At 48.8% G+C, this 24,810-nt stretch carries 21 protein-coding genes and 1 pseudogene; 2 read left to right on the forward strand and 20 right to left on the reverse strand.

Going from position 1 to position 24,810, the window contains the following annotated elements; translation table 11 throughout:
* Positions 1-6: 6 nt before the first annotated feature.
* From AC50X8_RS01945 to AC50X8_RS02000, 12 genes are all read right to left on the reverse strand, one after another.
* Positions 7-933, reverse strand: a complete 927-nt coding sequence (locus tag AC50X8_RS01945) for an ABC transporter ATP-binding protein (RefSeq protein WP_494878328.1) — start codon at positions 931-933, stop codon at positions 7-9.
* The gene (locus tag AC50X8_RS01950; RefSeq protein WP_494878330.1) at positions 897-2,000 is read right to left on the reverse strand and encodes an ABC transporter ATP-binding protein; all 1,104 of its coding nucleotides are present in this window, start codon (positions 1,998-2,000) and stop codon (positions 897-899) included. The genes AC50X8_RS01945 and AC50X8_RS01950 overlap by 37 nt, the downstream gene beginning before the upstream one ends.
* A gap of 13 nt (positions 2,001-2,013) precedes the next feature.
* Entirely contained in the window at positions 2,014-3,033 is a 1,020-nt protein-coding gene (opp3C, locus tag AC50X8_RS01955; protein ID WP_494878332.1) for an oligopeptide ABC transporter permease, read from the reverse strand.
* Complete coding sequence (locus AC50X8_RS01960; protein ID WP_494878689.1) at positions 3,026-3,967, reverse strand: ABC transporter permease; 942 nt, start codon at positions 3,965-3,967, stop codon at positions 3,026-3,028. Before AC50X8_RS01960 ends, opp3C begins: the two co-directional genes overlap by 8 nt.
* Positions 3,968-4,099: 132 nt before the next feature.
* Entirely contained in the window at positions 4,100-5,785 is a 1,686-nt protein-coding gene (locus AC50X8_RS01965; RefSeq protein WP_494878334.1) for a peptide ABC transporter substrate-binding protein, read from the reverse strand.
* A 216-nt stretch (positions 5,786-6,001) separates the two neighbouring features.
* On the reverse strand, positions 6,002-7,498 hold the full coding sequence (locus AC50X8_RS01970) for a monooxygenase (RefSeq protein WP_494858057.1): 1,497 nt from the start codon (positions 7,496-7,498) through the stop codon (positions 6,002-6,004).
* Between the two features lie 30 nt (positions 7,499-7,528).
* A complete protein-coding gene (locus AC50X8_RS01975) occupies positions 7,529-8,035 on the reverse strand; it encodes a MarR family transcriptional regulator (protein ID WP_056030006.1) in 507 nt (168 codons plus the stop codon).
* A gap of 99 nt (positions 8,036-8,134) precedes the next feature.
* Positions 8,135-8,695: a nitroreductase family protein gene (locus tag AC50X8_RS01980; protein ID WP_494878336.1), complete on the reverse strand. Its 561-nt coding sequence runs from the start codon at positions 8,693-8,695 to the stop codon at positions 8,135-8,137.
* Between the two features lie 372 nt (positions 8,696-9,067).
* A complete protein-coding gene (locus tag AC50X8_RS01985) occupies positions 9,068-10,066 on the reverse strand; it encodes a glycoside hydrolase family 43 protein (RefSeq protein WP_494878338.1) in 999 nt (332 codons plus the stop codon).
* Between the two features lie 7 nt (positions 10,067-10,073).
* A complete protein-coding gene (locus AC50X8_RS01990; RefSeq protein ID WP_056030015.1) occupies positions 10,074-10,919 on the reverse strand; it encodes a carbohydrate ABC transporter permease in 846 nt (281 codons plus the stop codon).
* Entirely contained in the window at positions 10,916-11,773 is an 858-nt protein-coding gene (locus AC50X8_RS01995) for a carbohydrate ABC transporter permease (RefSeq protein ID WP_494878341.1), read from the reverse strand. The genes AC50X8_RS01990 and AC50X8_RS01995 overlap by 4 nt, the downstream gene beginning before the upstream one ends.
* 81 nt (positions 11,774-11,854) lie before the next feature.
* Positions 11,855-13,201: an ABC transporter substrate-binding protein gene (locus AC50X8_RS02000; RefSeq protein WP_494858047.1), complete on the reverse strand. Its 1,347-nt coding sequence runs from the start codon at positions 13,199-13,201 to the stop codon at positions 11,855-11,857.
* A 189-nt stretch (positions 13,202-13,390) separates the two neighbouring features.
* Between AC50X8_RS02000 and AC50X8_RS02005 the strand changes: the two genes are divergently transcribed.
* A complete protein-coding gene (locus AC50X8_RS02005; protein WP_056030022.1) occupies positions 13,391-14,464 on the forward strand; it encodes a GntR family transcriptional regulator in 1,074 nt (357 codons plus the stop codon).
* A 116-nt stretch (positions 14,465-14,580) separates the two neighbouring features.
* Here AC50X8_RS02005 and AC50X8_RS02010 read toward each other — a convergent pair whose 3' ends face one another.
* The 3 genes from AC50X8_RS02010 to AC50X8_RS02020 form a co-directional block, all read right to left on the reverse strand.
* Complete coding sequence (locus AC50X8_RS02010) at positions 14,581-15,645, reverse strand: LLM class flavin-dependent oxidoreductase (protein ID WP_056030024.1); 1,065 nt, start codon at positions 15,643-15,645, stop codon at positions 14,581-14,583.
* 192 nt (positions 15,646-15,837) lie between these two features.
* Positions 15,838-16,974, reverse strand: coding sequence for an SMP-30/gluconolactonase/LRE family protein (locus AC50X8_RS02015; RefSeq protein WP_494878343.1), 1,137 nt, complete (start codon positions 16,972-16,974; stop codon positions 15,838-15,840).
* A 42-nt stretch (positions 16,975-17,016) separates the two neighbouring features.
* The gene (locus tag AC50X8_RS02020) at positions 17,017-17,796 is read right to left on the reverse strand and encodes an SDR family NAD(P)-dependent oxidoreductase (RefSeq protein WP_056030029.1); all 780 of its coding nucleotides are present in this window, start codon (positions 17,794-17,796) and stop codon (positions 17,017-17,019) included.
* A gap of 354 nt (positions 17,797-18,150) precedes the next feature.
* On the opposite strand from AC50X8_RS02020, the gene AC50X8_RS02025 reads away from it, so the two are divergent.
* Positions 18,151-18,816 carry a TetR/AcrR family transcriptional regulator gene (locus tag AC50X8_RS02025; RefSeq protein WP_056030032.1) on the forward strand — a complete coding sequence of 222 codons (666 nt, stop codon included), beginning with the start codon at positions 18,151-18,153 and terminating at the stop codon, positions 18,814-18,816.
* Between the two features lie 115 nt (positions 18,817-18,931).
* Here AC50X8_RS02025 and AC50X8_RS02030 read toward each other — a convergent pair whose 3' ends face one another.
* The 5 genes and pseudogenes from AC50X8_RS02030 to AC50X8_RS02050 all read right to left on the reverse strand — a co-directional run bounded on the left by AC50X8_RS02030 (position 18,932) and on the right by AC50X8_RS02050 (position 24,760).
* Positions 18,932-20,998 (reverse strand): AraC family transcriptional regulator, encoded by a 2,067-nt coding sequence (locus AC50X8_RS02030; RefSeq protein ID WP_494878346.1) that lies wholly within the window; start codon positions 20,996-20,998, stop codon positions 18,932-18,934.
* A 146-nt stretch (positions 20,999-21,144) separates the two neighbouring features.
* Positions 21,145-23,103, reverse strand: coding sequence for an AraC family transcriptional regulator (locus AC50X8_RS02035; protein ID WP_494878348.1), 1,959 nt, complete (start codon positions 23,101-23,103; stop codon positions 21,145-21,147).
* A 147-nt stretch (positions 23,104-23,250) separates the two neighbouring features.
* A pseudogene (locus tag AC50X8_RS02040) lies at positions 23,251-23,682 on the reverse strand (DNA alkylation repair protein); the annotation flags it as partial.
* Positions 23,683-23,704: 22 nt separating this feature from the next.
* The gene (locus AC50X8_RS02045; protein WP_494878350.1) at positions 23,705-24,055 is read right to left on the reverse strand and encodes a Crp/Fnr family transcriptional regulator; all 351 of its coding nucleotides are present in this window, start codon (positions 24,053-24,055) and stop codon (positions 23,705-23,707) included.
* Between the two features lie 174 nt (positions 24,056-24,229).
* Positions 24,230-24,760: a PadR family transcriptional regulator gene (locus tag AC50X8_RS02050; RefSeq protein WP_494878352.1), complete on the reverse strand. Its 531-nt coding sequence runs from the start codon at positions 24,758-24,760 to the stop codon at positions 24,230-24,232.
* Between the last annotated feature and the right edge of the window lie 50 nt (positions 24,761-24,810).

Below are 24,810 nucleotides of genomic sequence, written 5' to 3' on the forward strand. Positions count from 1 at the left end.
ATTCATTTATCTGCCGATCCACAATGAAAAATCCTCCTCGGTAGCAAGCACGCTGTGAGTCGCAGAAACGGCCTGCTCCGTCCCTCTCGCATAATCGATCCCGCTGCTTGCATAGTCGTAGGAGAGGGTGACTCTCGTTTTTTCCTTCAACGGATTGGCATGGGGAATCGCCGACAACAGCGACTTCGTATACGGATGTACGGGGCGCTCGAAAATATCCTCCGTCGTTCCCGTCTCGACTAAATAGCCTAAATGCAGCACACCGATTCGATCAGAAATATATCTGACCATCGATAAATCATGGGAAATGAACAAAAAGGCTGTGTTTGTTTCCTCTTGAATGCTCTTAAGCAAATTCACAACCTGCGCCTGAATCGACACATCGAGGGCGCTGATCGCCTCATCGGCGATAATAAGCCCCGGCTCCATAATAAGTGCCCGGGCTATGCCTATGCGCTGCCGCTGTCCGCCCGAAAACTGGTGCGGATAACGGTTTGCATGCTCGCGCGACAGCCCTACTTTTTCGAGTATGCGCTCTACCTTCTCTTGGCGCTCCTGCTTCGTTCGGTACAGCTTATGAATGTCCAGCCCCTGCGCAATAATGTCGATTACTTTTTTCCGCGGATTAAGCGAGGCCATCGGATCTTGAAAAATCATCTGCATCTTGGTGCGCAGCAGCGTCTGCTCCTTCTCCCTCAGCGTCCCGGAAATATCCGCACCTTGAAAAGCAATCGCGCCCGCCGTTGGCTCATACAGCCGAATAATCGTTCGCCCAATCGTCGACTTGCCGCTGCCTGACTCTCCTACGAGCCCATAGGTTTCCCCTTTATGGATGTCAAAGGAAACCCCATTTACCGCCTTCACTGTATAATGCTTGCTTACTCTAAAATGCTGCTTCAGATCAGCAACTCGTAAGATGGTTTCTCTTCCCACTCGCTCCCCACCTCCTTCGCCACCTTGCCCAATCTTGCTTTCAGCGTCTCTGACATTTCGATCTTCGGCGCATTCTCATGCAGCAGCCAGGTCGCCGCATAATGCGTGTCCGTAACTTTAAACATGGGCGGCTCCAGCTTAAAATCAATGTTTAGCGCATGGACATTTCGCGGTGCGAACGCATCCCCAGTAATGGGATGAAGCAAATTCGGCGGACTGCCGGGAATCGTGTACAGCTTTTCATTCGGCGAGCCCATGTCCGGCATTGAGGAAAGCAGCCCCCATGTATATGGGTGGCGAGGATCGTAAAAAATTTCTTCCACCGTCCCCCGCTCAATCATTTTTCCCGCGTACATGACCGTCACATAGTCGGCTACCTTCGCAACGACGCCTAAATCATGCGTGATATAGATGACCGAAATGCCCGTTTTCGCTTGAATCGTTTTGATCAGCTCTAAAATTTTAGCCTGAATCGTCACATCAAGCGCCGTCGTTGGCTCATCGCAAATGAGCACCTCCGGGTCGCAGGCGAGCATAATCGCTATGACGACACGCTGACGCATGCCGCCGGACAGCTGATGCGGGTAGCATTTCATCCGCTTCTCAGGATCGCTTATACCAACGAGATGCAGCAGTTCCAGCGCCCGCTTGCGCGCTTCGGAGCGGTTTTTTTTCAAATGGATGATTATGCTTTCCATAATTTGGTTGCCGACGGTCATCGTCGGATTCAGCGACGTCATCGGATCTTGAAACACCATGGCGATTCGCCTGCCATTGATTTGCGAGCGCATTTCCTTTTGTGACAGCTTAAGCAGATCCTGGGTCACACGCTTGCCATTATCCTCATAGTGAAATAGGATAGAGCCGGCATTAATTTGCCCATTGCTGCTCAAGATTCGCATGATTGCCTTTACCGTAACGGACTTTCCGCTGCCAGATTCCCCGACAATCGCGACCGTTTCCCCTTTGCGCAATTCAAGATCCACTCCGCGTATGGCATTTACGAGCCCACTCGCCGTTTGAAACGAGATCGATAAATTACGGATTGAAAGCACCGTTTCGCTCATCTGCTTCCCCCTCCTAGCTTTCTTTCATTTTCGGATCAAGCGCATCGCGCAGCCCGTCTGCGAGCAGATTGAAGCTCAGCATCAGCAGCGCCAGTACAACGACCGGGGCGACAATCATATACGGATAAATCGTCATCGACTTGAAGCTTTCGCTAATGAGCGAGCCTAATGACGCCATGGGCTGAGGAATGCCCAGACCGATAAACGCCAGAAAAGCTTCGGTAAAGATCGCGCTAGGAACTGAAAACATCGACATAATAATGATTTGCCCGAAAATATTCGGTAAAATATCTTTGAAAATAATACGGAAATGACCCGCCCCGAGCGTTCGGGACGCGAGCACAAACTCCTGTTCCTTCAGCTTTAAAATTTGCGCCCGTGCTACCCGGCTCATCCCAATCCAGCCTGTAATCATTAAGGCGAGCGTTATCGTTACAAACCCCGGCTTTAGCACGACAATGAGCAGCGTCACAATGACCAAATTCGGGATGCCACTTAAAATTTCAATAAATCGCTGCATGACATTGTCAACCGAACGGCCGAAATAACCGGAAACAAGGCCATAACACATGCCGATCATCATATCTACTGCAACGGCAATTACCGCGATGTACAAGGAAATGCGCGTCCCCTCCCAGGTACGGGTCCATAAATCGCGCCCCAGTGTATCGGTGCCGAAAATATAATAGACATCGGTCAGCCCTTTCTGTTCGTACGTATTAACCCCATTGGCTACCCCGTTAAAAATAAAAAAATGCTCCAAGCCCTCGATGCGCGGAGGCAAGCTTTTATGCTTAATATGGATTGATTTATACGTATGCTCATTCATCATCGGCCCGAAGGCGGCGAAAAAAGAAATGATAATAATAATGACTAGGCCAAAAACCGCGCCTTTATTCGCCTTAAACCGCAGGAAGGCATCCCTCCCATACGACTGGCTCGTATAGGTATGATCGATTTGCGCGCGCTCGCTATTGCCAGCAAGCTCGAAGTCGCCACCTGTACCTGTATAAGATTGAACCGGATTACCCATGCTTCTCCCCCTTCGCCAAACGAATGCGCGGATCGATGACGCCATATAAAACATCTACAGCCAGCATAATCGCAATAAACATCATGCTGTAAAGGAAGGATACGGCGATGATGACGTTGTAGTCATTGATTTGAATCGCCGTCACGAGCAAACTGCCGATGCCGGGAATGGCGAAAATCTGCTCAATAACGAGACTGCCGGTCATTAAAGCGACAACGAGCGGCGCCAGCACCGTAATAATGGGAATGAGCGCATTACGCAGCGCATGAACAATAATCAGCCTCACGCTTCCCACTCCCTTGCTCTCCGATAGCCGTATGTATTCTGAGCTAAGCACTTCAATCATTTCAGAGCGAGTAAAACGGGCAACGGTCGCAATCGTAAACATCGAAAGGGCAATCGTTGGCAGCACGGTAGACACAAACGGCGATGCAGAGCTATATAAGAGCGGAAACCACTTGAGCTTCCATCCCAAAAAATACGACAAGGCAAGGGCAAATACATAAGAGGGAAAGCTGACACCAATGACCGAAACAAAAGTCGTCAGGCTGTCGGCAAAGCTATTGTGCTTAAGAGCGGCTACAATGCCGAGAAGCAATCCAATCGCCGTTCCCAGCAGCACGGCCTGAAACCCGATTTGTATGGATACAGGCAGGCGCGCCTCCAGCATGGCGGAAATCGGCATATTTTTCTGAATGACATAGGAAACTCCGAAATCACCGCTCAGCATCGCTTTAATATAATGGACAAAGCGATTAAACACGGGCTGATCCAGGCCATATTTGGCATCCAGCACGGCCCGCTGCGCCTGGGTGATTTTCTCATCGTTAAACGGCGAGCCCGGCATAAGCTCCAGCATAAGGAAGAGCATCAGCAAAATAACGAGCAAAGTCACAACGGCTAAGCCTAATCTTTTTAACACATAGTTTCTCAATCGTTTCACCTCTCAAGCGTAAACGGCTGTCGCCGTCCTCTGGCGGCAAAGCTATCGTTTCGCGATGAAATGCCGGATCACAGCTGCTTGAACTTCCGCTTCTGCGATCCGGCCCTTCAAGGAAACAGCCCGTTATTGTTTGTCAGCTAATTTGTAAGAAATACTGCCACCTATAGCGCCAAGATTAATACCGGTTACCTCCGGTTTAATTAAAATGGCGTTGCCCTTCTGATACACAGGGAAAATAACCGCTTCCTCCAGCACTTTCGCTTCCAGCTGCTTTAACGCTTCCCACCGTTCCTCAGGCTTGCTGGCCAGATCGCCTCTGCTCACCCGATCCGCGAGCTCATCATAGGCTTTCTCGCTCCATTTGCCAAAATTGTTCGGATTGTCCGTCGTCCACATCGCCAAATAGGTCATCGGATCGTTATAATCTGGCCCCCATCTGGTCAGGCCCACTTCATATTCGCCGTTGTACATCAGCTCGACGCGATTTTTCTTCGGCTGGGACTTGAGCGCGAAGGTTACGCCAGGCAGCGCTGTCTCAATTTCTGACTGAATGAACTGCGACACCAGCGTCGCGGATTCCGTATCCTCAAACAGCAGCTCCAGCTCAATGGCATCAATGCCAAGCTCGGCTTTCGCTTTTTCCCAATATTTCAGTGCTTCTTCTTTATTGCCTGATGGATAGCTGCCTGCCGTTTCCCGGAAGTCCTTCCCATCCGGCCCGGTCGCCAAAAACTGCGGAACGGCAAAATCAGCTACGATGGAGCCATCCTTCAATATTTCATCCACGACCGCTGTTTTGTCATAAGCAAGCGAGAGCGCCTTGCGCAAATTGACATTTTCAAGACCGGGAACCTTCTGATTCGGTGACAAATACCATAAGAAGCCTGTCAGCACGCTATGGTATTCCGAACTTTGCTGATAGTTTGCAATTTGTTCGCCAGAGAGGGCGACGTAATCGATGTCTCCATTTTCGTAGGCAAGGACAGATTGCTGTGTATCTTTAATAATTTTATAGTTCAGGCCATCCAGCTTTACACTGGCTGCATCATAGTATTCGTTATTTTTTTCCAAATAAAAGGTTGTTCCGCCGACCTCCCATGTCTTCAGCTTGAACGGGCCATTGGCCAGCAGCGCTTCTGGAGTCAATGCATATTCCGTGCCTTTCTCCTTCAAGAAGGCTTCATTTACAGGAAAGAAAGAAGGAAAGGCGATTATAGAGTTAAAGAAAGGAATGGGGCGTTCAAGCTCCACCGTCAGCGTCTTGTCATCAACAGCCTTTACGCCAAGCTCGTCGAAGCTTTTCTCGCCGGCAATGATGGCATCGGCATTTTTCAAACCGGCTACTCCTGCGATGAAGCTGTATTCACTAGCCGTTTCTGGATTAACAAGGCGCTTCCATGCATATTCAAAATCATGCGCTGTAACCGGAGTGCCATTGGACCACTTCGCATCTCGCAGCGTAAACGTATAATGGAGGCCGTCCTCGCTCAAATCTACCTTTGCAGCTAAAGCCAGTTGGGGCACGCGATCCTCATCAATCGTATACAAGCCTTCTGTTGTAGCGGCAATCACTTCGAAGGACAGCCCGTCTGTCGCAATGGCGGAATCCATCGACGCAAGCTCCACATCTTTCCCCAAATTAAGCACCTTCAGTGGTGAAGGACTTGCTTCTGGCGCCAGGCTCTCTGAAGGGGCACTAGAGCTTTCAGCTGAAGCGGGCGTCGTACCCGAGCTCTGCTTTGCGCTTGTGCAGCCTGCTAATAATAAAAGGACCGAAAATAGGGCGATTGTTATCTTTACTTTTTTCAACAAGGTTTCCTCCCCAAATGCTAGAAATAAAAAGGAATCTCATTCCATGTAAAATTCAGGATGTTTCAACCTTTTTATGCATTATACAAGTCGATTTTTTTAAAGTCAACTAATCTTATCGGAATTATAAAATTAATTGATATAACGATAGAAAAATCAAATAACCCCTATCTCGGCAGCGAGACAGGGGAATTAGACAAGCCATTCAATGATTACTTAACCAGGCTCACACCAGCGGGCAAGTCCTGCATTGACCGCCTCCAGCGGCGCCGTTTCTGTACGGTCAATCGCCCACGCAATATAGCCATCTGGGCGAATCAATGCCGTATGGACATTTTCCCAATCGGTAGCCGCTTCTGCTATAGAAGCTTGCACGCCTTCCACATGTCCATATTTCTCCCAGTCGACTAGCTCGCCAAATTGGGGATCACCCGCAAGGTGTAGCAATACATAGGAGCCAGCATGCATGAGCTTATAAGATTTCAGAAGAGAGCCGCTCTCCAGCCTCAACGTAAGCTCCGAGAATCGGCGTCCATTCAGGGCATGCGGCGGAGAGTGCGGGTCGGGCGCATAGCCCACATTAAAGGCTGAAATTTGGTCAGACAGCAACGCATTGGCTTCGGGAATTTGCAGAAGGGATGACATTAGCTTTCTTAAATCCATTACGCCCGGAAGCTGTCTAATCAATAGAGCCTGCGCTTCGGTATTGCGGAGCAGCGCCGTGCTGACAGGGTAACGTTCCTCATGATAGCTATCCAAAAGCCAGTCCGGGGCCCAGCCATTCAGCTTGGCAGCCAGCTTCCAGCCCAAATTCACAGCCTCCTGCAAACCGACATTCATCCCCTGCCCTCCTGCTGGGAGATGAATATGCGCCGCATCTCCGGCCAGGAAAACCCGGTTTTTGCTAAAATGCTCAGCCTGGCGAGTTGCATTGCCGAATCGCGAGAGCCACTGCGCTTCTCGAATACCAAAATCTTGTCCATAAACACGCAGCATGCTGGACTTCAGTTCATCCAGTGTTACTGGTTCATCTTTAGGAATCGCCATCCGCTCGGTATCAAACACAATAACCCGGTAAATGTGCTTAGTCACAGGTACAATCATGATGCCGCCCTGCTCCGTAAATTGGGATACGGTTTTGCCTGGCTCAAGATCGGGCAGTTTGACGTCTCCAAGCATACAGGTAAAAGTAGCATCCGTTCCTAGAAATGCGATCCCCAGTTGTTTGCGGACAAGGCTCCCCCCGCCATCAGCGCCCACAGCGTATTCAGAAGTCAGCCTATATTCCCCTTCCGCTCCTATCGCCGTCACTTCAACACCTTCGTCGTGCTGGCGGATCGATTTCACTTCCGTTTCCCGGAAAATAGCTACCCCTAGCACTTTTGCCCGTTCCTCCAGCAGCTTCTCGGTTTCACTTTGCGCCAGAAATAATGTATAGTTCGAGGCTGAATCCAAAATCGAAAAATCCAACGGCGTTGGGAGGCCAGCAAAATGCCCTCTTGGAATCGGCCTCCCCCTCTCCAGCAGTTCCGGCGTCATGCCTCGCATATCTAAAATTTCCAATGTGCGAGGATGAATGGTTAATGCCCGGGAATAAGGCGTTGTTTCCTTCAACCGCTCCAGCAAGCACACTTTTACATTAGCTAATGCCAGTTCAGAGGCTACCATCAAGCCGACCGGTCCACCTCCTACCACAATTACGCCATAATGCATCTTTCATCACACCTTTCCATCGATTATTCATCAGGTTTGCTCCGTTATCTTTGCAATGCTTTGCTCATAAAAACCGATCAAATCCAGCAGAAACCGCTTGACCACTTCAAGCTCGGCCTCGCTATAGGCATGCAAAATCCCCATAAATTGCGCTTGCGCCTTATCATGTATCTCTTCATGAATGGCATACAGCTGCTTGCCCGGCGAGGTCAGACGAAAAAAAACTTCCTTTTTGTTGTCGTTTAATTGTGTCCTACGTACCCAGCCGTTTTTGAGAAGGCGATTCGTCACCTTGGAGATATTTCCTTTGCTCAGTGCCATTTTATCAGCAATTGCCGTCAAATTAAGCGGCTCATGCTGCCCGATGCAGGCTACCACATGAATCTCCGTCATATTAAGCGGCGTATCGAATTCAATGCTTTTGCGCAGCTCCTGTAAAAACAAGCTACCTTCCTCCTGCTCAAACTGCTCTTGCTGATGCAGCAGCTTTATCAGCATTTCATAAACATATTGCTTGTTCATTTGATGTTTTTCCACGCGTAACCCATCCTTTTTAGCTTCACTCCTTTCAGTATAACGCATAAATTGTTTCAAAGGAAACAATTTGACCAATAAAAAATGTCCCGCAGCAGCAGATTACAGAACGGTTAGTTTCTTTTCAGCAGGTGTCCGGGTCTTCGCTTTCGGAATTTTATCATAATAGCCCATATGCAGTATACCGACTATTCGCTCTCCCGGCTTGACGCCGATGCCTTCACAAAACAACGGAGAATGGATACATTCAAGCGTCGACCAAACCATCCCAATCCCTTGCTCCCAAGCGAGCAGTTGAAAATTTTGGATAAGGCAGCTGACAGCCGCAAAATCCTCCTCCTGCTTATGGGCATCTTTGTCTGCTTTCATCACAACAATTAAAAAGGCCGGGGTTTTGCTGTAATGCTGCGACATCATTTGCTTCATCTTTCCTGGCATCAGCTTAAGGCGCTTCAGATGGGACATCGATTCCATCATGAGATCGACCATCCTGGCTTTGGCCTCCATACGCTGGGCTACAATAAAGCGCCAAGGCTCCCGCAATCCATGATTAGGTGCCCACACGGCATCATTTAACAATTGGAGAAGCAGCTCCGTCGCAATCGGTTTATCGTTAAACTGCCGAATGCTCCGCCTTTCACGAATCGTAACTGCAATGCTCATTGACATGCCCCTCCTTTCCTTTTATTTTTCGATCCAGAAATTTTGTTTCGAAGGAAACAATCCAACTATAGAAAGAGAATTAAATTCCGAAACCTCGTGTAAATTGTTTCCCTTGAAACAATTTAATCACAACTATCTGCCATTCGTCAATAAAGGGTTGAAACTGGTCGCCGCGCCAAAACCTATCGCTCCATTCCGCAATCAAAAAAAACAAGAAGTGTCTTCAAACCGCTAAACCACTAAACGAGGGATTGATAGCGTGATTCCAGCCGTTCTAGACGGATAAGCCGCTTTTGCCCTATCATCGTTTGTGAATCGCCCTGTTTGAAGACACTCCCTAGCTAACTTCATTTTTTGATCATGACAGAGGCATTAGGAAGGATCGTCAGCTTCCGGTTCACCGAATACCGGATTCCCATCCTCATCCCAGTCGATTTTTTTTATTCTGGCATGGCGATTGGGGTCATACAGTGGATTGCCCACAATCTCCTTATAGCTCCGCGCATGATAGACAAGTACATTCTCCAGCCCGTCCTCCGCAACCGTGAAGCAGCTATGTCCAGGTCCGTATTGCCCTGTCTGCTCGCTCGTCTGAAACACCGGCTGTGGCGATTTGCTCCAAGCAGCCGCATCAAGCGGATCACAGTCCGCATTTGCTGTCAGAAGTCCCATGCAATAATGATGATCCGTTGCGCTTGCGGAATAGGTGATAAACAGCTTGCCGTTTCGCGCTAGCACGGCTGGCCCTTCGTTCACCTTGAAGCCTATCATTTCCCATGAAAGCTCCGGCTTCGTCAGAAGCACCTGCTCGCCGCGCAGCGTCCAAGGATTTTCCAGCTCTGAAATATACAAATTGGAATTGCCTGCAATATGCGGCGCTTTCTGCGCCCATACCAGATACTGCTTGCCCTTATGAGAGAAGCTGGTCGCATCAAGCGCGAACGTGTCCCAGGCGGTATGGATTTTTCCCTTCTCCGTCCAATTGCCTTCCAGCGGATTGGACGAAGCATTTTCAAGGACAAACATGCGATGGTTGAATAAGCCGTCAACGATTTCCTCGGAAGGCGCCGCCGCAAAATAGATATACCATTTTTCTTCAATAAAATGAATTTCCGGTGCCCAGATTAAAGCGCTCATTAGCCCAATGCCTGGCTTCGTCCATACAACGACTGGCGTACTTTCGGCAAGCTCCGTCAGCCCCTTTGCCCTGCGCAGCTCAATTCGGTCGAATTCAGGCACGGATGCTGTAAAATAATAATATCCGTCCGAATGCCGGTAAATCCACGGGTCCGCTCTTTGTTCGATAAAGGGATTAGGAAAAAGCTGTTTATTTACTGGATTAGCTGCATCTTTCATCGTTGTGAGCCTCATTTCGTCGTTAGCCTTTTACCGCGCCCGCCGTTACGCCGCCAATAATATAGCGCTGAGCGAATCCGTAGAAGATCATAATAGGAATCATGGACAGGATAATAGCTGCGAATGCCATATTCACCTGAGACGTATATTCGCCGAAAAACTGGAATTGCACGAGCGGCAGCGTGGAAACCGCTTTTTTCTGCACAAGCACCATAGAAACAACAAAATCGTTCCACGCCCCCAGGGCGCTAAGTACGATGATCGTCATGTTAATAGGCTTCAGCAGCGGAAAAATAATACTAAAAAACGTCCGATACCGTGAAGCTCCGTCCAGCAAAGCCGACTCTTCCAGCTCCCTCGGAACCGTCTTGATAAAGCCGACATAAAGGAAGCAAAAATAACCGATTTGCACGCCCGTCAACGAGGTGATGAGCCCCGGCAGCGTATTCAAAATATGAAGGTCCGCCCAGGTTTTGTATAGCGGAAACATCAGCACCTGAAACGGCAGCATAATGCTCGACATAAATAAATAATAGAAAAACGTATAAAAGCGGTTATTGTTTCGGGCAATGACGTAAGCTCCCATGGAACAGACGAGAATCGTCAGAGCAACCGTCGCCGACGTTGTCACCACACTGTTGCGCAGCGCAAGGAAAAAGTTGGAGGCTTCAATAGCATCCGCATAATTGCTCCATGAAATGTGCTTGGGAAAGCTGAGCGGACTTTCGGCCGTCTCCATCGGCGTCTTAATGGAATAGACGATTGCGATATAGAAGGGGAACAAGAACAGCAGGCCGATTGCATAAAGGATAGCAATGCGAATTCGTTCCACCCACTTAGAGCGCTTGGTTGCTCGCGATGTGTTCAATATTCCACCTCCCTTCTGCGGAAATAGCCGGTAACGAGAACGGTAATAAAGAGAATGAACGCGAAAAGCACAATGGCGGACATCTGCCCGTAGCCTGCCTTGAAATAAGGGAATTCGTAATTGTAGACATACATAGCCATCGTCTGGGAAGACGTTCCTGGACCGCCTTTTGTCGCAACCATCGAATAATCAAATTGCCTCAACCCCGTACCGAGCCACAAAGGAATGCAATACGTAAAGGCAGGCATCAGCAATGGGATTGTAATGCTGCGGAACTGCTGTACGATGCCAGCGCCATCAATGCGGGCCGATTCATACATGTCTTTGGGAATGGTTTGCAGGCCCGCATAATAGATGACCATCGCAAGACCTACCTCTTTCCAAACAGCAATGATGACAATGCCCAGCATGGCAGTTGAAGGATTGCCAAGCAGACCGCTATCGGTGTGGAATAAAATCGGATAAATATCACTGTAAATATAGCGCCAAATAATGGAGGCCAACACAAGGCTGATGACCATCGGCATAAAAATAAACGTCTTTAACAGGTTGACCCCTTTGAATTTGGTATTGAGCGCCACGGCTAGCAAAAGACCCAATACGTTCACGAGAATTGTCGTTGAAAAAGCGAAAAACAACGTATTTTTAATCGGCTCGATAGCATCGGTGTCGCTGAACAGCAGCTTGAGGTTGCGCAAGCCAACATAGTCATAGGTTGGGCTGATGCCATCCCAATTGGTAAACGCAATGTTCAGCCCGCGGAAAAAGGGGAAAATGACAACTAAAGAAAAAAATAAAAGAGCCGGAATCAGGAACGTAAAGGTTACGAGGTTGTTTTTGTATAGTCTCTTCATCCACTCACCGCCAAATCTTTAATAAGAATGTAGAGCTTTTCGGCGCCCCTATACGATTCAAGCGCCGAAAAGCTAGAGCTGTTAATTCATTTTATTGATTTTTGCAAAGCCATCATCCAGCTTCTTAATCGTCTCATCCACATTGCGCTCGGCAGGGTCGGTAACGAGGAAGAAGGTCATCACTTTTTGCCATGTATCGTCATATTGGCCGTACCAAAGCGGCTTCACCTGATTGTTGACAATTTTTCCGGATTGGAAAACGGCTTGGAACTCAGCCGAGATCGGGTCCTGCTGCGCTGGTTTAATATCTTTGGATATCGTACTGATGGTCTGTACGCCATCCGCCCAAATTTGCGCTCCCTCATCGGAGGCCATAAAATCAAAGAATTTTTTCGCCAGCTCGACATTCGCCGACTTGGCCCCGATCATCCATGTGTCATCCGTGGAATACGTCATGTAGTTGTCTTCTGGATTATCAGTCGCCGGGTACATAAACACTCCGAAATTGCCACTTGGATTGTAACTGCGAATGCTGCCAATCGCAAAGCTGCCCATAATATCCATCGCTGCTTTGCCTTGTGCAAAATATTGCAGGGAACGGTCATAATCAATATCTTTCGCGTCGCTGTTCGCATAGGCGCTAAGCTGGTTTACGCGCTGCAGGAAGTCTTTATAGCCAGCAACGTCCGAGAAGCTTTTTTCGCCAGCTATAATTTTGCTCGCATAATCTGGGTTGTTCACGAGCAGCGTCCCCCACATGTCCGGCCACATAAAGCTCATGTAGGAAGCTCCATCCTTCCATGAGGCTGCAAATGGCGTAATCCCTTTGGATTGCAGCGTCTCCGCAGCCTTCAGCAGCTCCGAATAGGTTTTCGGCACCTCAACGCCTGCCTCTTTAAATAAATCCTTGTTGTAAATGACGGCATTCGTCATCAAGTCAATCGGCAAACCGTATACCTTGCCTTCATAAGTGACATTTGGAATATAGGCTGGGTCGACCCTTTTAACAAAAGTCTCATTCGTGACGTCCAGGAAGGCTCCAGCCTTCGTCATGTCAACCATGCCTGCAGGGCGTCCAAATATAATGTCAGGCGTATCTCCTGCGCTGACTTTCAACTTAATGTTATCGTTGTATTTATCTACCGGCATAACCGAGATATCGAAGCTTACGTTTGGATTCAGCTCAGTGAATTTGTCTGTCAGCTTCTTGAAGGTATCTACCTTCGGCTTCTCAACCATGTAGTGAACGACGCTCAGCGTAACTTTCTCACCTGCGTCTGTTTTAGCAGGAGCGGACGCCTGCTCCGATGGAGATGCACCTGTCTTGGAGGAATCCTCATTGCCATTGCTTGCACTTCCGCAACCAGATAACATCGTTACTGCCAAAAACAAGGTGCTTGCCATTGATAACGCTTTCGCTTTTCTCATTTTGTTGACCTCCGCTTTAGTTATGGATGGGCATTTCGAATTGTAACCGCTTTCTATTTGGATTATAGAATAAAAAATAGCGATATTATATATCCAATTGGTTATAAAAATCACTTAATTATATTTTTCTTTTAACTCCCTCTATTTTGATGATATAGTATAATTATCTTTCCTTTTGAGGTGGCGCCAATGGGCAAATTGCCTTTATACAAACAAATACAAAGCTATTACAGAGAGCGGATTTTAACAGGCGAATTGCGCTACAAGGACAGAGTTCCTTCCGAGCAAGAAATTATGGAGGAATTCCGGGTCAGCAAAATTACGGTGAAAAATGCCTTGATCTCGCTGGCGGAAGAAGGACTGATCACCCGTATACAAGGAAAGGGCACCTTCGTCGCTCAAGTGAACGATGAGGCCCTCAGCGTAAAAACAGAGCTGCCAAGCCGTCCGCCTGCCGAAGGTTTGAATGACATTATTGGGTTTATTATTCCTACTCTGAAGACGAAGGTCATTCAAAAGCTGGTCGATTACGTAGAGCTTCATGCGAAGGAAGCCGGGTACCAGACGATTTTGCATATTACGAGGGAGTCCTCTGTGGAAGAGTCAAAAGCGATTAACAAATTGACCGAAATCGGGGTAAAGGGAATTATCGTTTTCCCAACCGAGGACGAGAAATACAACGAATCGCTGCTGCGATTATCGCTCGATAAGTTTCCCTTTGTATTTATTGACCGTTACCTGCGAAACATTGATACTTATCAAATTATTTCAGATAACGCAGCCGGGTCCTACGAGACGATCAATTATTTATTAAGCAAAGGGCATCAAAATATTGCTTTAATCTCGCCCGACAATACGAATACAGCGATTGAAGACCGCACGCTGGGCTTTGAGAAGGCATATATCGATAAACGTATCTCCATTGACAAAACACTGTGGTGCCATGTTCCGCTCGATATTTTACGTACAGACCAAGCCGAGCCATACGTCACGGCCTTCCTTAGCCTTCATCCCGAGGTGAGCGCCATCTACGCTTTATCCGCCGAAACGGCTCAAATTGCCTATCAATCGCTTGGGAAGCTTGACCGCCGGGAAACCGAAATCGTCTCCTTCGATAATCCCGACCTTCCGGGCATTTCCTATGTCAGCCAAAACGAAAATCGGCTTGCCCAAGCAGCTGTCACCTTGCTTAAATCGCAAATGGAGGGAGAATATTTGCCGCAGCAAACCGTCATTGAAGTAGAGCTGATCTTATTTGACTAGCTGCACCAGCTGCCATAGAATGAGAAAAAAACCGTTTCAAACCAAGTAAAGCCAAGAGGAAATTCCTCCTGGCTTTACTCGGCTTGACGGCAAAACGTTGCAGTATTGCCTGACTATCAGACCTTCTGGTACGAGAATAACGGTTTGCCTTCCCAAACCTTGCTCGGAATTTCCCGCTTCAATACCGGAATGACATCAGCGGCAAAACGCTCCATCTGCTCGCGCTGCTCCGCCTCCGTCAGCCCATCCACGCTTATGCTCAGCACCTCGTGCCCAAACGCTTGTTGATAATCCAAAATCTTCTCAATCACATGCTCCGCACTGCCGACAAGGGCGGGACCATTCGCAATATTATCCTCCAAATCCTTGAACGGCGATTGATTATGCTTCGCAGAATCCGTTGACTGAAAAGCGTTATAATAGGGGCGGTAGCGCCTAATCGCTTCTTCATTCGTGTCCGCCAAATATAAGCTGCCGGCTCCCGAGCCAACGACCGCATCCTTCGGATCATGCCCGTAAAACGCCCAGCGCTCACGGTAATGATCAATCAGCGCCTTATATTTCGCCTGTGGATGAAAGCTGTTGGAGGAAAAAATCGGCTCTCCGTATTTAGCCGCCAGCTCCGTCGATAGCGGGCTCGATGCGCTCCCATGCCAGATTGGAATGCGCGCTTGGAAGGGGCGCGGCTGCGTCGTCACCTTGTCGAGCGGAGTGCGGTAGCGGCCTTCCCAGCTTACCTCTTCCTCGGTCCATAGCCGATTAAGCAGGGCATACCGCTCCGCCATCGATTCCCACTGCTCCTCTTCCGTAATGCCAAACAGCGGATAATGCCGCGGATCATTGCCCTTGCCAATAATGAGCTCCAGCCGCCCGCCGGACAGATGGTCCAGCGTTGCATAATCCTCGGCTACGCGCACCGGGTCAAGCACGCTCAATACGGTAACTGTCGTAAGCAGACGAATGCGCGACGTTCTGGCGGCAATCGCCGTGAGAATGACCGGAGGCGACGAGGACAAAAACGGCGCGCCATGCCGCTCCCCCACCCCATAAGCGTCAAAGCCAAGCTTTTCTGCCAGCACCGCCTGATTTAGCACATTTTGAAATTTTTGCTGCGTGGTGAGCGCCTCTCCAGTGACGGCATTGGGAATATTCATCAGCAAGCTGAATAAAGCAAATTTCATGCTTGTGGCTCCTTTCAGGATAAAAAGTCAATATACCACTATTCACATGATTATAATATGAATTAAGTTAAATTCACCTTATCACCTGTTTCCTGCTGCCGTCTAATAGAGATTATTGATTTTCCAATTTAAATAATGAATACGAAAACGAATGGCACTGGGCTCGCGGAAAAGTCGGGGCTCTTTGGATAGTTACTGGGACAAAGGCACGCGATACACGCCTTCACTGCCGCCTGGCGCAGTCCCGATATATAAATAACCGTTATGATTGACCGCTGTCGTTATGCCATAAAGCGTGCCCTCCGGGTCATGCCAGCTCTCAAGCAGCTCCCCTTGCGGGCTGTATTTGGCGACAAGCCCATGCTTCACCGGGGCGCTGGCACCATTAAGCAGCGCTTGCGGCACTTTAGCCATCAGTCCAGCCAGCCACGGGCTGCTGTGCATTTGATCGGCAAACGCCAAGCGGGTCGTGAAAATGCCGACCCAGAAGTTCCCTTGTGCATCGCGCGTTACATTGTCCGGGAAGCCCGCCATATTTTCAGCAAAAATATCCGCCGTCCCCTGCTTCTCGCCCGCAAGCCAATAACGGGTCATCTGATAGTGATACGACTCCGCCACCAGTACATAATCCTCATCAGCAGACAGCGCAATTCCATTGGCAAAATAAAGACCGTCCAGCAGCACCGAGGTTTGCTTCGTCGCCGGATCATATTTCAGCAGCCGTCCATGCGGCTTGTTTTCCGCCATCTCCTTAAAGCTCACCTTGCCATAATTCGATGTATCTGAAAAATAAACCGTGCCATCCTTCGCGATATCGAGCTCATTGGCTAAATAAATCGGCTCGCCATCGACCGAATCGGCAAGCAGCTCTACCTCCCCTGCTGGAGATACCTTCAGCAGGCCTTTCTGTACATCGGTCACAATAAGATTCCCGTCAGCATCAAACATCATGCCATTGGGTGTTCCTTGCGTATCTGCAAATACTTCTGCCTGCCCAGGATTGCCCTGCGCATCGAACGGAACCTTATAGATTTTACCGTCGGAATCGCCTGTATAGAGCTGTCCCTCCTTATCAAAGGTAATAAACTCTGGAAAATGCGGGGCATCCGTAACCAGTTGGGCGGAGCTGAGCTTGTCGTTCTGCTGCCAAGGCCCTTCCGCCTCGAAATCAGGCGCGGTTGGCGCGATCCATTTTACCGGGTCGACTGGGGATGGTATTGCAACAAACACCAGCGCACCTGCCACGAGCAGCCCTACTAGGGATAAGGCCATCCGGCTGATGATTTTTCTTTTGGCGGAAGCTTTCGGTTTTTTCACTGTAGTTGTCATTTAAATAACTCCTCTAAGTTGATGTAATTGCGAATGGGATGGTTAGCGCGGCTTCAGCATGCCGCCTACGATACGAAGCGACTGCCTGCGGGTGACGAAGCGCGACAGCTGCGCACCGAGATAATTTTGCATGCCAGGTACAAAATACGACTTGCCTTGCGCCAGCTTGCGCAGCGCCTCCTTGACGATTCTTTCCGGTGTATCTTTTTTCCCGACGGAAGCGGATTCCGTACCTACGACCTTAAAGAAATCCGTATCGGTCGAGCCGGGACAGAAGGCAAAAAATTTCACGCCGCGGTTGCGATTTTCCCACGATAGAGCATCCGTGAACGATAAGACGAAAGCTTTCGTCGCCCCGTAGACGGCCATATAAGGAAGCGGCTGAAAGCCAGCGGTGGATGCTACATTAATGACGGTTCCTGAGCTTCTGCGCAGCATGCCCGGCAAAAATAGATGGGTCAGGTTCACTACCGCTGCAACATTGAGCATAATCTCCTCATGCTGGCGCTCGCCCGATACTTGCTCGAACAAACCATGTGTAGCAAAGCCTGCATTATTAATAAGCAGCTCAATATCCAGCTTCAGCTGCTGGCATTGCTGATACAGCTCGCTCGGCGCACCCTCCTTGGACAGATCCAGCGCAATGACCTTTGCTTGTATGCCGTGCTTCTTGCTAAGCTCGGTGGCCAGACTTTTCAGCTTGCTCTCCGACCGCGCTACAAGCACCAAGTGACTGCCTTTCTCCGCCAATTGTCTGGCGAACTGCTCTCCTATACCTGATGATGCCCCCGTAACAAGTGTCCATTTCCCCTGAATATTCATATAACGTCCTCCTATTAATATACAATGTATTTTTAAAGAAACACTGTTACCAAACCTTTAAAAATAAGCACCATTACCGTGGGTTAGCCAAGTGAGTTTTTGTTTGGTAACAGTGTTTCTTTATAGAACCATAGTAATTCAGTCTGTACATACTGTCAATGCTTTTTTATCAATAAATAAAATTCCTCTACAGCCGGTTTCTAAGCTGCTCGGCCGACCTTCCACCATACTCCGCTTCCAGCCTGCTGTTTATTCGCATTGACAAGCCCTCCCCGTCTGTATAGAATTTGGGTAAGCAATTTGGAAACTCTGTTTCTGATTAAAAACAGATTGACCGAGACGAAGGTGATAAAAATGAGTGAACAGGATCGTTCCCTTAATACGAATAAACGCGAGCTGAAAACCTACCAGGAAGCACGGCTGCAAAATACCGAAAATCTCCGCAAGCTCGTCGTAGATGCTGCGGCTACTATTTTGCAGGAGGAAGGCCCTGAGGCGGTTACCGTTCGTAAAGTTTCACAGAAAATGGGCTGCTCCACCAAAATCATTTACAGCTTGTTTGTGAATAAAGAGGGTCTAGCCCAGCAGCTGTACCTCGATGGCTGCAAAATAATGGCTCGCGAGTTTGAAGCAACGCCTGCACTAGCCGACCCGAGAGCGCATTTGCTCGCTTTAGGCGAAACCTACTGGCAGTTTGCACAGCGCTACACCAGCTACTACAAGCTGATGTTTGGCGGAGCATTCGGCGATTTCAAGCCGGATGAGGAAAGCATGCAGGGCACCGTGACGGCTATGCGGCAATTAATCCATGTCATCGGCAGCGCCCAGCAGCAGGGTCTCTTATCAGCGGCGGCACCGACGGATACGATAGAAATTGTCCGCCTCGTCTGGGGCGCCCTCCACGGTGTCATCCATCTGCAAATGGGCGGGCATTTTGGCGATGTTCCCTCCGCCCACGCCACTTATCAGCAAACGATCTCCCTATTAGCGAGCACCTTGTTCGTTAAACAGGAAGGTTAAAATCGCACCCTGCCACTTAGCTGTTAGTCAAACTGCTAGATGATTAATCCGACGTCCTTATCCCAGCGTGAAAAAGCCGCCAATCCTCTAAACAGGACTGGCGGCTTTCTACCGATTATTTTTGATTCGCCGTCATGACGCTGACGACTTTCTCCAGTTGAAGCTCCAGAGAATACGGATCTTCCATAACGAACTCATCGCCGTTTTCGCCAAAGGTGCCGTATTTATATACTTGGCCCTTTTGCACGGCAGGCAACTGCTTCCACAGCTCGCTGTTCAATATTTCCGCGCTTCCTTCGTCCTCTGCCCCGTATAAGAAGATATGATCGCCCGTATATTGAGACAAAACCTCCAATGAAATACTTGCAAAACCATCCTTCATATCTTTCGCCTGCTGGGTTGGCGGCAGCTCCAGCATTTGATAAATGGTCGAGCTGCCATAATTGCCGCCCTCAGCCGCGATGACATACAAGGCTTTGTATCCGAATTGAACGATGGAGACCGTTTCGCCTTCCTTGACGATTCCGGCTATTTTCGCTTTGGCCTCTTCAACCTTTGTAGCATACTCTGTGATCCACTGTTCGGCTTCCTTCTCCTTCCCGAATATTTTGCTGACGTTCCGGAATTTCTCCAGCGGTCCTGCTGTCTTCAGTTCTTCCCAATAAGGCAGAAACACCGTCGTGCCTACCTTCTCGTATTGCTCAATATTTTCATCAATAGAGCCAATAATGAGATCCGGCTCCAAATAAGTCAGCTTCTCCAAATTCATTGGAAAACCGCCCAAATCCTCTATGCCATCCAGTACATCCTGCGAAATGCCGGAATCCCCAAGCCAGGCCTCATTCAACATAAAACTTCTGACCCCAACTGGAATAATGCCCAGCTTCAGCAGATGGCCCATATATTGATCAGCGGCAACTCGCTGCGGATTGGCAGGCACCTCTACGTCTCCTTTAGGCGTAGCTACGATTCGGGTCGCGGCTTGTGGCTCCGCTTGCTGAGCCGCAGGCGATGTCTCCGCATTTGCAGCACCAGCCGACTGGTTAGGCGCAGAACCCGAAGGGCTGACACTTGTATTTGCTGCTCCCCCGCATGCACTTACGAGCAAGGTAAAACACATCACTAAAGCCATAACTGCTATTTTCGTTCTTCTTTGCATCAATAATTCTCTCCCTGTCCGATAATGAAAATGATTTTCAATATCATTATAAGGATAAAACGGAGGCTGCAGAACGACAATTCCTTGCATCGATAAGGGCAAATCCCGACCTTTCCCTTCCATGCCAACCTTCTCTCTATATCGAGCTGGAGAAATCCCCTTATATTTTTTGAAGCTGCGGCTTAAAGAATGGGCATCCGGGAAGCCTACATTTTCGGCAATTTCCTGCAAGGTGGCATCCGTCCGCAGCAGCAGCTGCGTCGTTCGCTGGGTGCGAATCAGGCCTAAGTAATGCATAGGGCTGCTGCCTGTTTTATTTTTGAACAATCTCGATAGATGCCCTTCACTGCATTCCAATGCCGCAGCGATCGTTTCCAGCGTGAGCGGATTATTGTAATGTTCATGAATATAGCGAACGGCCATTGCTGCCAAGTCCGGCCGAATCGGGTCTATTTCCTGCTGATGCCATTGCCAGAGCAGCTCATACACGAACTGGTAAAAGCCCGCCTTCACCTGCAGCCTGCCAAGCCCCGTCTCCTGCCTCCACTCCTCATACAGACGCTCGACTTTATCGAATAAAGCAAGCGGAGCACTGGGCTCAAACGCATATTGATAATGGAAAGGGTTATCCTTCTCTATCCGCTTCGCCAAATCCTGTGCGCTTGGCAGCGCAAGTGTCGGCTTGTACAAAATCATATAATATTCCAGCTCGTCCTCTGCTAAAATAGCCAGATTCATGCCTTTGCCGCCATGAAAAATATGAAATCGCTTGGCCAAATGCATTTGGCGGTCCAGCCAGATTTTCGCGCTTCCGCGCACCGTATACATAAACACACTAGCTGGCAGCCGATAAGAGGACAGCTCTTCCCCTTTGTCCATTGCCGAATAGCGAATATCAATTATTTTAATGAAAACATGGTTCCATAATCGTATATGTTCATTTAATTGCATACTGCCGCTCCACTCCTCTATTGCAAGCCCATCCGAACGATTATATTTAACCCCATTATAATTGATAATCATTCTTAGCGGCAACCAATTCAGGATGATTTAATAAGCAGTGTCCAGTATAAAAAATGGTATGCAGGCGGCGACCTGCCACAATAAAAAACGCTCTGCTCTGAATGATAAGAGCAGAACGTTTTATTTTCAACATAGCCGCCTTACGGTCACTTGCTCGCTGTGGTCGCCAGCAAAGCGTTCGTAATGACATCCAGCTGCGTATTCAAGGAATAAAGATCGGTGTAATAAAATAAGCCAAAATCAGCTTCGATGACTTTTCCAGCCTTCACCGCAGGCAAGCTGCTCCAAACGGCATGCTCAGACAGGTCGTCCATCCCCTCCCATGAGGAGCGCAGCACGTAATCACCCATAAATTGTGGCAGCACTTCCATGGATACCATTTCGCTTTCTACCGTTTTCGTCTTATCGATCTTCTGCTGAATAATCTCCGGCGCTTTCATGCCTAAATAATCATAGACGATTTGCGAGCCCCGTCCGTACTCCTTGCTTTCAATGACCAGCATTTCTTTATTGCCGCCTTCGACAATCGTAATCGTCTTGTCCAGCAAGCCCGCTGTGCGAAGCTTTTCTTTGCTTTCTTCTACTTTGCTCTGGAAGCTGTCCAGCAGCGCCTGCGCTTCCTTCTCCTTGCCGAATACTTCGCCAAGCTTCTTAATCCGCTCCTCTGTCGAGATTTGATCAGCTGGAATAAGCACGGTCGGCGCAATATCCTTGAGCATCCTATAATTATCCTCGGAATTGGCAATAATCAGATCCGGATCAAGCGCCATAACCGCCTCCGGGTTCGCTTCATTCCAGTGGCCCAGCGATTCCACACCTTCCAATTGCTCAGAGAAGGCTGCTCCATCATAAACCTCAGAAATACCGATTGGCTTAATGCCAAGAGCAACCGCATCACCAAGCATATACAGCACAACGATCCGTTTCGGCTCCGCTGGCACAACAACATCTCCTTTTACAGTGGAAATGGTCCTTGTACTCGCTTCACCAGCCGTATCGGCATTGGCCGCAGAAGTTGCTGTTACGTTCGTCGTAGTCTGGGATGTGTTTGAACCCGCATTGGTTCCTCCCGCTGAGCAAGCGCTAAGCAGCAGCGTCAAGCTGAGCAGCACGCTCAATACTAGTGCTGAATTTTTATTTCGTTTCATATTTGTAAACCCTCCGCCATAATATTGATAATGATTATCACCACCATCCATACTATAACGTTGCTGTTCGTACGATCCAATGGACAATTTGGTACTGCCGAATGGACTATCTTCCTTTATGCCGCTGCCTCGCTCCTTGGCCTGAAAACGCGCTGGCGATAGGCCCGTCTGCTTCTTAAATAAACGGCTGAAATAATATTCATCCGCATAACCCACATATGCCGCGATATCGCGAAGTGTGGCACCCGTCTCCAGCAGCAGCTTTTTCGCTTCCTTAATGCGAATTTGAATAAGATAGTCAATCGGGCTTGCGCCCGTCTGCTTCTTGAACCTCATCGACAGATACCGCGGACTGTAATTAAAGCGATTGGAAAGCTCATCCAGCGAGATGCCCTCCTGATAATGCTCGTGCAGAAAACGTATCACCTGAGTCACAAGATCCGGCTCGCTGACGGCCGCCTCCGTTGTTTTCAGCTGGCCCAGCACCTCGTGCACAAATTGGTAGAAGAGCCCCTTAATTTGCACGCTGCCGAGACTTCCTTCATTTCTGAGCGTCTGATTCATCGTCGACATCAGCACGAGCATAGCCAGCGGTTCATCGGGCTCAAACCCATATTGCATTTCAAAAGGGCTTCGGCGCTCCAGCAGCTGCCGAATTTCCCTCCAGCCAGAGAAAGCAAGCTTTGCCCGATAATACAGCAAATAAAATTCAAACTCTTCCTGGGCCTCGATTTCCAGCCGCATGCCCTTTGCGCCATGCAGCAAATAAAAACGCCGTGATTTATGAAATTGGCCGTCCAAATGCAAGCTCGCTGCACCTTTTACCCCATACAAAAAACCGCTAGCAGGAAAACGATAGTCGCCCAGACGCTCCCCCGCATTCATGACGATATGTCTGATATCAAATATTTTTACCGCTGTATGATTCCATACGGCTATATGCTCACCCAGCTTCACACTGCTTCTCCCCTACTGTAGCCAAACCGCTTTTCCCCCATTATAAATGATAAACCTTCTCAATAAAAGTTGAAAAGAATAGCATGTGCCCAATGCGCATGCTATTCATCAATACGATTCACCCGCTTCCTGCTGCGGGAGCTGTTATTATAGGCTGAGCAGGTTTCGTGTTGCCCTTGTTACAATCCGCTTCGTTTGCTTCGATTCGGACTGCTCCTGCCAACGCTTGCAAACCTGAAGCACCCAATCCGGATTCGTTTTGCCAGCATCATTCAGCCAATTGCTTACCGAATCCTGCACATATTTTGCCGGGTCGGAGCAAACAGCCTCCAATAGCGGCAAAACAGGAGCAGGCTCTTCCTTTAAAGCCGCAATATGCTTGGCCCATACGCCTACCGGGCGCGTCGCTTCAATGTCTAACCGCCGAATATGGGGATCGGCATCCGTTACCCAGCCCTTGAAACAAGCCAATGCTGCGCTTAATTCGCGAATAATGGGCTCTCTGACGGCCATCCAAGCGATTTCGCGCACGCCAAAATGAGGGTCTGCTGCATACGGACGGATGCCAGCCAATTTCTGATGCGAGAGCGAAAAGTTAATTTTAGTGAATTCGCCCGCGCTCGTAAGGCCTGAAGTCCTTGCCGAGCCGCATAAGCGCATGCAAAATTTTATCATGCAGGTTCCCGAGCGCCAAATGCTGCGTCAACAGGCTCATTCCGTTCAAGCGTTCGCTTAATACTTGAAGCAGTGACAGCATAAACCGGGGCCGATGCAGCAAAAAATTTTCAAATCGCTTCGGGTCCATTAAGCAAATATGGCTGTCTTCGGCCGCTTCAATGTAATGGTTCCGCGTACCAAACGAAATCATCGCCATTTCCCCAAATACATTGCCTTCGCTCAAAATATCCGAGGTGAACTGCTTGCCCTCCGCGCTAACCTGATACAAGCGCACCTTGCCCTTTTCACAAAATAAAGTCCTTCGGCAAAGGATGTCGGCGTCTGAATAAATGTATTTTTCGGAAAAGGCGTAATGACGGTCAGCTCCTCCATCTCGATTAAATCTTCCATCGACAAGGAATGAAGCAGATTAAATTGCGACAAATATTGAATTTTATCCACGATGGGCCTATCCGCTTCGTACATAAACGAGCAGCTTCTGCAGCCAAGCGACGTCGCTCTGGATCAAATGGTAGGCATGGTCCGTCAGCAGCTCAAGCGGCTGCTGCTTGTCCTGCGGAATTTGCAGCGTATCCAGATCGGTTTCCTCAATCAGCCTGAGTTTAGCCTGGCGCTTGTCAATCGCTTCCTCGATCAAATAAGCCAGCTTGTGTTTATCGATCTTGTCCAAATAAAAAAGCGTAGCATATAAAGCCGTTATGTTCGTGACGTTCTGATAAGCGGCATAAATTTCGGTTTCCAGCGCTTTGAGGCCTTTATCTGTAATGCCGTAAGTCGTCTTTTCTGGACGATTATCCGATTGGACGACCTCAAGCTTTTGAATAAGCCCTTTTTTTTGCAGCACATCAAATTGATAATACAGCGTTCCATCGTTTATGGGAATCGTATTGCCGAGCGACTTAAGCAACCGTTTTTTTATATCATACGGATGGCTTTCCGCTTCGCTCAACGTTCCAAGAATAAAAATTTGCAAGGTCATTGCTTCGCCTCCATCACTAGCTTAAAGGGCTGGCAAGCTGCTAACCGCCT

The sequence above is a fragment of the Paenibacillus sp. JT22N15 genome (genome assembly GCF_059383755.1).